We start from the raw sequence: 11,115 nt of genomic DNA, 5'->3' as shown, positions 1-11,115 counted from the left end.
ATGGCGGAGTGGGGTAATGGGCCGCAACGGCCCGGGTGGAAGAAGGAATAGTCGGTGTTTCAAATATCCATACATATAAATATTAATGCCCTGACGAACATTGGCTTAGAGGATGATTTTTGTCATGTCCTGCCCCCGGGTGCCGGGGAGTAGAATCCCCCGCGAGGGTGTTTTTCTGGGCGCCGTCCGCGCTCCGCCGGCCCGGGGCAGGACAACCCGGGCCCCGGCAACGGGGTACTATAAGCAAAGCCCGTGGACCGCCGGGCCGTTTTTGCGCCGGCTGTTGCTGGCATTAACTCTGACTCTTGATGACGAAACACACCTATGACATGGGCCTGATCGGCAACTGCGCCTTTCTCGGGCTTATCGGCACCGATACGGCCGTGCGCTGGCTCTGCTGGCCCCGCTTCGACAGCAGCTTCGTGTTTGGCAGCCTGCTCGACGACCAGAAGGGCGGCGAGTTCAGCATCCGGCCCGCCGCGCCCGAGTTCCGCACCAGCCAGTACTACCAGGCCAACACCAACGTGCTCTGCACCGAAATCGACGCCCCCGACGGCCGCTACCGGGTCACGGACTTTGCCCCGCGCTTTGCCCAATACGACCGGTACTACAAGCCCCTGATGTTTATCCGGAAGGTAGAGCCGCTGGCCGGCACGCCCCGGGTGCGGGTGGCCTGCCGGCCGATGGGCCAGTACGGGGAACTGGAGCTGAGCCGCCGCCGCAGCTCCAACCACATTGCGTTTCTGGGCCTGGAGGAAGAAATCCGGCTCACCACCAACATCCCGCTCACCTACGTGCTCGACGAGGAAGACTTCGTGCTCAACGAGACCAAGTACCTGGTGCTCACCTACGGAGCCCCGCTGGAGGCGCCGCTGGAATCCACGGCCGAGCAGTTTTTGCGTAAAACGGTGGACTATTGGCACAAGTGGGTGAAAAGCACCAGCATTGGCACCTTCCACCAGGCGGCCGTGATTCGCTCGGCCCTGGCCCTGAAAATTCACCAGTACGAAGACACCGGCGCCATCATTGCCGCCAGCACCACCAGCCTGCCCGAAGCGCCCGGCAGCACCCGCAACTGGGACTACCGCTACTGCTGGATGCGCGACACCTACTACATCCTGACGGCCTTTAACAACATCGGCCACTTCGAGGAGATGGAGCGCTATTTCCACTTCATTGCCAACATCTCCACCAAGGTGCGCGACAAGTACCAGCCGCTCTACGGCATCAGCGGCAAGGCCGACTTGGTGGAAATTGAGCTGCCCCTGGCCGGTTACCTCGGCAACCAGCCCGTGCGCATCGGCAACGATGCCTACACCCACGTGCAGAACGACGTGTATGGGCAGGTGCTGGTGGCTTTGCTGCCGCTGTACGTCGACTGCCGCTTTGCCCACCCCGACCAGCTCCCGCCCGAAAAGCTGGCCACCGAGGTGCTGCGCCTGATGGAAGCCACCCTCGACCAGCCCGACGCCGGCCTGTGGGAATTCCGCCACATTGCCCAGCGCCACTGCTACACGTTCCTGTTTCACTGGGCCGGGGCCCACGCCGCCCGGCAGGTGGCCCGCACCCTCGGCAATGCGGCTATGGAAGCCCGCTCCACCCGGCTTATCGACGAGGCCAGCGCCCGCATTGAGGAGTGCTACGACGCCGAACGGGGCGTGTATACCAATGCCATCGGCTCGTCCGACCTCGACGCCAGCACCATGCAGCTCATTCTGATGGGCTACCTCGACCCGGCTTCCGACAAGGCGCGCCGCCACCTGGTGGAGCTGGAAAAAGAGCTCAAGACGCCCGAGGGCCTGTTTTACCGCTACCGCCACCCCGACGACTTCGGTACGCCCGAAACTACGTTCCTGATCTGCTCCTTCTGGTACGTGGAGGCCCTGGCCTGCGTGGGCCGCCTCGACGACGCGGCCCGGGAGTTTGAGAAGCTGCTGACTTACACCAACCACCTGGGCCTGCTCAGTGAGGATGTGGACGCCAAAACCGGCTCCCAGTGGGGCAACTTCCCCCAGGCCTACAGCCATGTGGGCTTGGTCAATGCCGCCTACCGCATTGCCCAGCGCCTGGACCAGCCCCAGTTCGTGGCTCACTAGAACAAGCTAGTGGCAATGTAAAAAAGGCCCCGCTTCGCGCGAAACGGGGCCTTTTCTGTGGCATTGTGCTAGCGGCAAGCTGCTACGTCAGCAGCTTGCGCAAGAGCTGGCGCACTTCGGTGGGGGAGGCTACGTGGAAGCGGGCCGAGGAGTGCGGGGCCGAGCCCACCCGGATGGTGTAGGCCGTGGGCGGCATGGCCCGGAACGTATCTTCATCGGTCCGGTCGTCGCCGACGGCGAGGACGAAGTCGGCGGTGTTTTGGCTGAGCCAGCGGGTGGCCGCCGCGCCCTTACTGATGCCGGCGTTCTTGATTTCCAGAACCTTATGGCCTTCCATGACCTGCAAATCGGTGTTGGCCGTCATGAAGGAAAGGTGGTTGAGCAGCTCCCGGGCGCGCACGGCTCCGAGTTCTTCGTCGGCGCGGCGGTAGTGCCAGACCAGGGAGTAGTCCTTTTCTTCCACAAAGGCACCGGCCGTGCGGGCCACGTAGAGCTCCAGCACCGGACGCAATTCCCGTTTCCAGTCGTTGCGCAGGGGCTGAAACAGGTTCCAGTCCTCGCCCGCGGCCCGCAGCCACACGCCGTGTTCGGCAATGAAGTCGATGGGCAGGTGGCCCAGCCAGCTTTCAAGCGTATTTCGGTCGCGCCCACTGATGATAACCACCCGGTTCTGCTTGATGTCGGTCAGGGCCCGCAGCAGCAGCAGCTCCTCGTCGGGGCGGGCGTGCTGGGGGTTGGCGTGGAAGGGTACCAGCGTGCCGTCGTAGTCGAGCAGGAGCAGGCGCTGGTCAGCCGCTTTGTAGTCGTCGAGCAAGATTGTAGTGGGGGCGGGGGCCAACGATTCAGTGGCCAGCGTCTGTTGCTTCATTTTGGTGTAGGTCAGCTGATTGAGAAACAGGCGGGTCCAGGAAAAGACGTTGTAACGCCTTACCAGAGCCTGCATGGCCGTCATACGCTGGCGCTGCTCCTCCTCGGGCATCACCAGCGCGTCGTGCATGGCTTCGGTTAGCTGGTTCGTATCGGTAGGATTGATAATCAGCGCATCCGACAGCTCCCGGGCCGCGCCGGCCCGCTCGCTCAGAATCAGCACGCCCCGTTGGTCAGCCTTACTGGCAATAAACTCCTTGGCTACCAGGTTCATACCGTCGCGCATGGGCGTTACCAGCGCCACCTCGGCCAAGCGGTACAGCGAGGCCAGCTCCTCGAGCGGCAGCGAGCGGTAGAAGTAGTGGATGGGCGTCCAGGTGATGGTGCGGAACTGGGCGTTGATGCGCCCCACGAGCTCGTCGATTTCCTCCTTGAGCGAGGCGTACTGCGCCACCTGGTCGCGGGAAGGCACCACGAGCATGATCAGGCTGACCTGCTCGCGCCACTCGGGGTAGCGGGCCAGCAGCAGCTCGAAGGCCCGCAGGCGCTGGGCAATGCCTTTGGTGTAGTCGAGCCGGTCAATGGACAAAATCACACGGGTGTCGCGCAGCACTTCCCGGTAGGCGGCCTCGTGCTGGCGGGCCGCGTCGGAGTCGGCGGCGGCGGCGTACCGGTCGTAGTCGATGCCCATCGGAAACGCGTCGACGCGCACGGCGCGCTGCTCCACCTCAATCTGCCCGTTCTGGGCCGGCAGCCCCAGCACCTGCGACACGGCGCTCAAGAAGTGGCGCATGTAGCCGAAGGTGTGGAAGCCAATCAGGTCGGCGCCCAGCATCCCGCGCAGCAGTTCGGAGCGCCAGGGCAGCACCCGGATCAGCTCGTAGGAGGGAAACGGAATGTGCAGGAAAAAGCCGATGGTGGCCTCGGGCCGGGCCCGGCGCAGCATCTCGGGCAGCAGCAGCAGCTGGTAGTCGTGCACCCAGATGGTGTCTTCGGGGCCGGCGTGGGCCAGCACGGCGGCGCAGAATTTCTCGTTCACGGCCACGTAGGCGTCCCAGTGAGTCTGCTCGTAGGTGGCAAACTGGGTGAAATAGTGGAAAGTGGGCCAGAGGGTGGAGTTGCTGAAGCCCTCGTAGAAGTCCCGGATTTCGGCTTCGGTCAGGAAGACCGGTGCCATGCTGTCGGCGCTCAGCTGCTCGGTGACGTACTGCTCCTCCGCCTCGTCCTGCACAAACAGGCCGGGCCAGCCGACCCACATGTTGCCTTCCTGGCGGTAGATGGAGCCCAGGCCGGTGGCCAGGCCGCCTTCACTGGGCTGGAAGGACAGGCTGTCGTCGGTTCGCTGGACTTTGGTGGGTAGGCGGTTGGATACAATAATCGTCTGGGGCATGCGCGTGACGGGATGGTGAACCCTTAGTCGTACGCAGGAAAACCAGTTGCAGCTACATTCCGACTTCGGCCTGGGCCCGAACGGTGCAGTCTGCACTGCCCTTTCGACGGGGCCAATTCAGGGCGGCCGGTAGCGCAGATGCGTTGCGCCGGCCTCGCTGAAAATTTTCATCAAATGCGTGTTTACTGGCTGAATATCAGTTTATAATGTCTTTGGTGTGGTCGCGGTAACTGTTGGCCGGTACGCCCGTTGCGCCGGGCCGAACCTGAAACAGGTCGCCGCTGTGCGGATACTGCCGCAAAATTTCTTCGCTCAGCCCCGCGCGGGCCGTAGTGATGAACAGGGTTTGCAGGTCGGGGCCCCCGAAGGCGCAGGAGGCGGTGTACGGGGCCGGCACGTGCACAGTTTGCAGCAGCTGCCCGCTCACCGGGTTATGGCAAACCACTCGGCTGCCGCCCCAGAGCGCAATCCACAGGTTGCCCGCCGCGTCGATGGTCATGCCATCGGGGGAGCCTGCACCGGCGGCAAAACGGAGGGCAATGCGGCCGTTGCCAATGGCGCCCGTGGCGTGGTCGTAGTCGAAAGCCTGGACGCTGAGCGTGGGCGTGTCGATGTAGTACATCGTGCGCTGGTCGGCGGTCCAGACCAAGCCGTTGGAAATCGTGACGTGCTCCAGCAGCTGGTAGAGGCGGTGGTCGGCGTCGAGGCGGTAGAGGCCGGCGCCGCGGGGCTTATCGTTGAGCACCATCGTCCCGACCCAGAAACGGCCGGCCGGGTCGCACTTGCCGTCGTTGTAGCGCAGGTTAGGATCGGGCAGGGGCGGAGTCAGCGGGGTCAGGGCGCCCGTGGTAGTGTGGAGGCGGTGAATGCCGGTTTGCAGGGCCACGAGCACCGAATCCGGGCCGGCGGGCACCACCGTGCTGACCCGAGAGCCGGTAGGCAGCTGCCGGTCGTGGCCGGTGGCGGGGTCGAAAATGTGCAGCACCCGGCCTTCGATATCCACCCAGTAGAGCCGCTGGTCCTGCCCGTTCCACAGGGCACCCTCGCCCAGCGCGGCCTGGGCCGGCAGCAGCAGCTCGGCAGTCAGGTCAGGGGCGGCGGGGGCGGCAGCAGGAGCCATGGGCGCGGGGAAAAAGTTAGGGTTGGTGAGTGGGCCAGGCGTGGGCCAGCACCGCGGCCTGCCCGCGCAGCGTCACTTCCTCGGCTCCTTTGAGCGTGACGGAGGCCGCCCGGGCGCTGATGCCGAGCAGCTCCAGGGCCGCCGCGTAGTGTTCCAGCAGGTGGGGCTCTCCGGCCACCACGATGTGGCCGGCGTAGTCGGCGGGGAAGGTGCTGAGCTCGGCGCCGATGAGGATGCCGCTCAGATAGTACGAGTTGGCGGGCTTGGACAGCTTGTCGAACAGGTCGTTGGTCCGCACCCGGAAGGCGTTGTGGAGCAAATTGGCCTGAGTACTGTCGCGCACTCCTCGCTCAAATGCCTGCCGATGGGCTCCAGTGCTCAGCTCCCCACCGGCCTTCACGGACGCGGCCAGAATACTTTTCGAGGACAGCAACGCGAAAAATTCGCCGGTCATGTAGGTTTCCAAAGCCACGGCCTGCCCGCCGCGGACGCGCACGTGCTTGCAGTGGGTCCCGGGGTGCAGAAACAGCTGCTCCTGGTCGGAGGTGGCGAAGTGGCAGCCCACTAACTGTACTTCCTCGCCCCGCATCACGTCGTCGGCGGTTTTTACCCCCGAAATCAGCAGCAGAGAATAAGGGAAGGCAGCGCTGGGCGCAAAAAGCTGGGTGGTCAGGTCCGAGCCGTCGGTGGCGAAGGGCAGGGGCTTGTAGGGCAGCTCCCGCATTCCGATGGTCGAGGAGGCCATGCCCGAAACCACCAGCGGCACGTCGTGGAGCGAGGTACCCTGCTGCTGTTCGAGCGTACGCAGGTGCTTGGTCAGGATACCCTGGTAAAACGCCACCCGCTGCCCGGCGGGCTGCCCGGACTGCTGCCAGGCCGCAAACGTGGCCGCGTTGCCCTCATCCGACTCCGCCTGGGCCAGCACCCGCAGGCCGGGCAGCTCCACCAGCTTGAGCCGGAACGAAGAGGTTCCCCAGTCACAGCTCAGAAATCGGGTTGGCGCGGGCATAGCTTCGGGCTTGGGTTAATAGTTTAAACGGCGGAAAAAGGCTAGGTATGCGGGAAATGACGGAGTGAACAGGCCGGGTCTGCAACCCTTTGGGCTTACCATTCGGCCACGCTGCCGTCGGTGTTGCGCCAGATGGGGTTGTGCCAGTCGTGGCCCACGGCGGCCCGCTGCTTCACGTACTCCTCGTTGATTTCGATGCCCAGGCCGGGGCCGTCGGGAATGTTAGCAAAGCCGTTTTCGTACTTAAATACGGTCGGATCGGCTAGGTAGTCGAGCAGGTCGTTGGCCTTGTTGTAGTGAATACCCAGGCTCTGCTCCTGAATAAAGACGTTGTGGCAGGTGGCGTCCACCTGCAGGCAGGCGGCCAGGGCAATGGGCCCGAGGGGGCAGTGCGGCGCCGCGGCCACGTCGAAGCACTCGGCCATGGAAATGATTTTCTTGCACTCCGTGATGCCGCCGGCGTGACTCAGGTCGGGCTGAATGATGTCGACGTAGCCTTCGGTGAGCAGCTTTTTGAAGTCCCAGCGCGAAAACATCCGTTCCCCGGTAGCAATGGGAATGGAGGTGTGTCGGGCAATTTCGCGCAGGCCTTCACTGTTTTCGGCCAGCACGGGCTCTTCAATAAACATGGGTCGAAACTGCTCCAACTCTTTGGCCAGCAGCTTGGCCATGGGCTTGTGCACCCGGCCGTGAAAGTCGATGCCGATGCCCAGGTGAGGGCCACCCACGGTGCGCACGGCCGCAATGCGGGCCACGGCGGCGTCGATTTTGGCGTAGGAGTCGACGTAGCCCATTTCCTCGGTGGCGTTCATCTTGACGGCCGTGAAGCCCTTGTCGATGACATCCTGGGCGGCCTGGCTCACGTGCTCCGGCCGGTCGCCGCCAATCCAGGAGTACACGCGCATCGTGTCGCGGGCCTTGCCGCCGAGCAGCTGGTGAATCGGCACGCCGAGGAATTTGCCCTTGATGTCCCACAGGGCCTGGTCGATGCCGGCCAGGGCGCTCATCAGGATGGGCCCGCCGCGGTAGAAGCCGCCCCGGTACATCACCTGCCAGTGGTCCTCGATGTTGGCGGGGTCTTTCCCAATCAGGTTCTGCATCAGCTCCTGTACGGCCGCGTGCACCGTGGCCGCGCGGCCTTCCACCACCGGCTCGCCCCAGCCCACGATGCCCTGGTCGGTTTCGATCTTAAGAAAAAGCCAGCGCGGCGGCACCTGATACAGCTGGAAGCCCGTGATTTTCATATTGCGAAAGGTTAGTTACCGGCGGAAACGGCCTGCACAAATTGCCGGGCCTTGTCGGTCAGCGCGGTCAGGTACTCGGGCGTAGCCGGGGTTTTGGTATCGACCAGGGAGCTGCCCAGCCCGAAGGCCACGGCGCCGGCCGCGTGCAGGTCGCGGATGTTGGCCAGCGTGACGCCGCCGGTGGGCATGAGCGGAATGTGGGGCAGGGGGCCGGCAATGTCCTTGAGGTAGCCGGCGCCCAGCGTGGCCGGAAACACCTTGATGATGTCGCCGCCGTGCTCGTAGGCGGTCAGGATTTCGGTGGGCGTGAAGGCCCCGGGAATGCTGATGGCGCCGTAGCGCTTGGTCATCCGGATGGTTTTCACGTTCAGGGTGGGCGAAATGATAAACCGGGCCCCGGCCAGCAGGGCCGCGCGGGCCGTTTCGGGGTCGAGCACGGTGCCGGCCCCAATCATCATCTGCTCGCCCAGCTCCGCGCTGAGCCGTTCGATGCCGGCCATGGCTTTGGGCGAGTTGATGGTAATTTCCACCGACCGGACGCCGCCCGCATGCAGGGCCCGCACGATATCGACGAGCCGGTCGGGGTCGGCCCCCCGGATAATGGAAACGACTTTGTGCTCCAGCAAATGAGCTAACACCTCGGACGACATAGCGCGGCGGGTAAGAGTGAGACGAACGACAATCTAGGGGCAATACGTAGGCCGGCGGCTTTTTGCCGACCCGCGCCCCGCCTTTGCCCGAGTCTTACGGCAGGTCCCAGGCCCGGCGGATGCGCAGATCGGGGTCCAGATCATAGGCCCGGATGCCGCCGGTCGGGATTTCCAGGGCTTCGACCTGGGCCACGCTCAGGCCTTCGAGCTGCATGCGCAGGGCCCGCAGCGTATTGCCGTGGGACACGACCAGCACGTTTTTGCCCCGGCGGAGCTGCGGCCCGATTTCGGTTTCAAAATACGCAAACACGCGCTGCTGGGTGTGGTGCAGGGTTTCGCCCTCGGGCGGGGCATCCTCGTAGCTGCGTCGCCAGCGGTTGACCTGGTCCTCCCCGTACTTGCGGATGGTTTCGGCCTTATTGAGGCCCTGCAAAGCCCCGTACATCCGCTCCCGTAGGGCGTCGGCCGCCACGACGGGTACCGAGTCCTGGTGAAGCTGGGCCAGAATTAGCTCCAGCGTGCGCCGGGAACGAATCAGCGTCGAGCAGTAGGCTAGGTCGAAGTGCAGGGCGTGCAGGCGCTGGCCGGCTTGGCGGGCCTCGGCTTCGCCCTGGGGCGTGAGAGCCACGTCAAGCCAGCCGGTAAAGACGTTGGCTAGGTTGGCCACGGACTGGCCGTGGCGGACAAGAACTAAAAGCGCCATGGGCCGCAAAGTTGGTGAGCAGCGGGCAAGAAGGCGCGGCCCGGGTGAGTAACGGATGAGCTTTGCCTACTCCGCTACTTTACGATGGTGATGGTGCCGTGCTGCAGCACCCGCTGCCCGGTTTCGTCGGTGGCCTCGAAGCGCCACACGTAGGCGCCCAGCACCGGCGGCTCGTTGCCGATGCGGCCATTCCAGGTCTGGGTCCGGTCGGTGGCGCGAAACACTTCCTGGCCGTTGCGGTCCACGACCACGAAGCGGAACGTGGTCAGAAAGCGGCCCTTCACTTCCAGCACGTCGTTGAGGCCGTCGCCGTTGGGACTAAAAGCCGTGGGCAGAAATACCTTAAGCTGACGCGGGACGGAGGCCACGTTGGAGTAGCTCACCGGTTGGCCGGGAGCCGAGGCCGCCACCCGGTAGCGCAGCAGCTGCCGGTCGGTGGGCGGCTGCAAATCCAGAAATTCCAGGTCGGTGAGGGCGGCGCTGACGGGCCGCCAGGAGCCGTCGGCCAGCTGGGCTTCCACGGTGTAGCGCACCGTGCCCGGGGCCACCGGGCTGCCCAGCGCCGACCACGTGAGCTGGGCCCGGGTGCCGTCGGCGTCGGCGGCTTTAGCCGTCAGCAGCACCGGGCAGAAGCTGGCTCCGGCCGCCGACTGGTTGCCGCAGGCGTCGGTGAACCGAACCGAGTAGCAGGCGCCCTGGCTTAATACCAGCGTAGAGTCGAGCAGGGTGCGGCGGGCGGTAGTAGCCAGGGGCTGGCCGTTGCGCAGGTACAGCAGCTGGCCCCCAGCGGGCAGATTGGGCACGGTAGCCGTGAGCTGCACCTGGTTGCGCGGGTTGAAGCTGGCAAACACCCGCGGCACGGGCAGCATCTGCCGCGCGGAAGTCAGCACGCTGGTTTCTGCCGTCGAAACGGCCGCCGTGGCGCCGGTGCCGACGGTGGCTTCGAGGCGGTAGCGGTAGGTGACGCCGCAGGTAATGCCCACCGAGTCGCTATAGGGCGACGCGCCGGCGGGCAGCGCCACGCCGTTGCGGAGCAGCACGTAGGTGGCAGCGGCATTGGCCGGAGTCCAGGTCAGGATGTTGCGGCCATCGGCGGAAGTGCCGGTCAGGGTTTCGGCGCAGAGCTCATTGGAAGCCAGGCTGGTAACGCTGGGCGAGCAGGCGTCGGAGAGCAAAAGGCGGTAACAGCCGCGGCCGTCGGGCGTAGCCGGGATGGTCAGGCTGGCCAGCCCCGCCGACACGGGAAAGCTGGGCTGGCCGGGGCCGCCGGTTTGCTGAAGCAGGTAGTCATAGTCGGTTTGGAGCGGGCCAAACTGAAAGGTGAAGCTGCCGTTGAGCGCATCGAGGCGGCGCAGCCGGGGCTGGACGGCCGCCGGCTTGGGCGTGAAGGACTTGGTGGCTTCGCGGGTGCAGCCGTTGAGGAAAATGCCGGTGACCCGCACGGTGGTAGCGCTGCCCGTGGGATAGGGCGTGGGCGTATTACGGAAGGCGGGTGCGGCCGGGGCATTGCCAATCTGCACCAGGTACTGGTCGTAGATCTGGTCGTCGATGGTAACCTGGACCACGCCCGGCGAGCAGGTGGTCAGAACAAAGGACGGGTCGGGCAGGGCGCGCACCACGAACGAGCGGCCGAAGATCACGCCCAGCTTGAGCGGGTCGGCGCTGGGCGTGTTCTGGGTGATAACCACGGTGCCGGCCGCGGCGGGCGTGTAAAACGTGCTCGTATCGGTGTCGGCGGGGTTGCAGGTCAGGGCGGGCAGCTTGGCGTAGCGCACCAGGGCGGGCGGAATATTGCGGCCGCTGGCGTCCTTGAGCCGGTAAACGTTGCCCACGCAGAGCTCAGTCACGGGCGTGCTGCCCCCGGGCCGGTACACCAGAAAGTTGGTGGTCGGGTCGGGGTTGGGCACGCATTGGGCCAGCGCCGGGGCGCCGGCCGCGCAGAGCAGCAGCGCCAGCAGAAAAAGCAGTTTCGTATTCACTGTCTTCATAACGAGAGCCCGGCGCGTTTCCGTTTTCGGCCGCCTTAAAAATAGCAA

The 11,115-nt window shown here is 64.9% G+C and carries 8 protein-coding genes; 1 reads left to right on the top strand and 7 read right to left on the bottom strand.

All coding sequences use genetic code 11. The features are described 5' to 3' along the window. Window positions 1-308 precede the first annotated feature (308 nt). Window positions 309-2,096: a glycoside hydrolase family 15 protein gene (locus EWM57_RS15630; protein ID WP_129922093.1), complete on the top strand. Its 1,788-nt coding sequence runs from the start codon at window positions 309-311 to the stop codon at window positions 2,094-2,096. Between the two features lie 82 nt (window positions 2,097-2,178). Here the strand turns inward: EWM57_RS15630 and EWM57_RS15625 are convergent, their stop codons facing one another. From EWM57_RS15625 to EWM57_RS15595, 7 genes are all read right to left on the bottom strand, one after another. Next, entirely contained in the window at window positions 2,179-4,353 is a 2,175-nt protein-coding gene (locus EWM57_RS15625; RefSeq protein ID WP_129922092.1) for a bifunctional alpha,alpha-trehalose-phosphate synthase (UDP-forming)/trehalose-phosphatase, read from the bottom strand. A 196-nt stretch (window positions 4,354-4,549) separates the two neighbouring features. After that, a complete protein-coding gene (locus EWM57_RS15620) occupies window positions 4,550-5,473 on the bottom strand; it encodes an SMP-30/gluconolactonase/LRE family protein (RefSeq protein ID WP_129922091.1) in 924 nt (307 codons plus the stop codon). A gap of 16 nt (window positions 5,474-5,489) precedes the next feature. Beyond that, the gene (locus EWM57_RS15615) at window positions 5,490-6,482 is read right to left on the bottom strand and encodes a 2-dehydro-3-deoxygalactonokinase (protein WP_129922090.1); all 993 of its coding nucleotides are present in this window, start codon (window positions 6,480-6,482) and stop codon (window positions 5,490-5,492) included. Between the two features lie 95 nt (window positions 6,483-6,577). Beyond that, window positions 6,578-7,726 (bottom strand): galactonate dehydratase, encoded by a 1,149-nt coding sequence (gene dgoD, locus EWM57_RS15610; protein WP_129922089.1) that lies wholly within the window; start codon window positions 7,724-7,726, stop codon window positions 6,578-6,580. 11 nt (window positions 7,727-7,737) lie between these two features. Then, window positions 7,738-8,376 (bottom strand): bifunctional 4-hydroxy-2-oxoglutarate aldolase/2-dehydro-3-deoxy-phosphogluconate aldolase, encoded by a 639-nt coding sequence (locus tag EWM57_RS15605; RefSeq protein ID WP_129922088.1) that lies wholly within the window; start codon window positions 8,374-8,376, stop codon window positions 7,738-7,740. A gap of 94 nt (window positions 8,377-8,470) precedes the next feature. Continuing rightward, entirely contained in the window at window positions 8,471-9,079 is a 609-nt protein-coding gene (locus EWM57_RS15600; protein WP_129922087.1) for a 2,3-bisphosphoglycerate-dependent phosphoglycerate mutase, read from the bottom strand. Between the two features lie 74 nt (window positions 9,080-9,153). Next, window positions 9,154-11,058, bottom strand: a complete 1,905-nt coding sequence (locus tag EWM57_RS15595; RefSeq protein ID WP_129922086.1) for a T9SS type B sorting domain-containing protein — start codon at window positions 11,056-11,058, stop codon at window positions 9,154-9,156. Between the last annotated feature and the right edge of the window lie 57 nt (window positions 11,059-11,115).

The organism is Hymenobacter persicinus (assembly GCF_004167665.1).
Taxonomy (GTDB): domain Bacteria; phylum Bacteroidota; class Bacteroidia; order Cytophagales; family Hymenobacteraceae; genus Hymenobacter; species Hymenobacter persicinus.
The sequence above is the reverse complement of the archived record's forward strand: the minus strand, read 5'-3'. Positions and strand labels throughout refer to the sequence as shown.

What these genes read in the sequence shown, in the direction of transcription:
- dgoD (WP_129922089.1), bottom strand. Translation starts at nt 7,726, where the DNA reads ATGAAAATCACGGGCTTCCAGCTGTATCAGGTGCCGCCGCGCTGGCTT.
- EWM57_RS15615 (WP_129922090.1), bottom strand. Translation starts at nt 6,482, where the DNA reads ATGCCCGCGCCAACCCGATTTCTGAGCTGTGACTGGGGAACCTCTTCG.
- EWM57_RS15605 (WP_129922088.1), bottom strand. Translation starts at nt 8,376, where the DNA reads ATGTCGTCCGAGGTGTTAGCTCATTTGCTGGAGCACAAAGTCGTTTCC.
- EWM57_RS15620 (WP_129922091.1), bottom strand. Translation starts at nt 5,473, where the DNA reads ATGGCTCCTGCTGCCGCCCCCGCCGCCCCTGACCTGACTGCCGAGCTG.
- EWM57_RS15625 (WP_129922092.1), bottom strand. Translation starts at nt 4,353, where the DNA reads ATGCCCCAGACGATTATTGTATCCAACCGCCTACCCACCAAAGTCCAG.
- EWM57_RS15600 (WP_129922087.1), bottom strand. Translation starts at nt 9,079, where the DNA reads ATGGCGCTTTTAGTTCTTGTCCGCCACGGCCAGTCCGTGGCCAACCTA.
- EWM57_RS15630 (WP_129922093.1), top strand. Translation starts at nt 309, where the DNA reads ATGACGAAACACACCTATGACATGGGCCTGATCGGCAACTGCGCCTTT.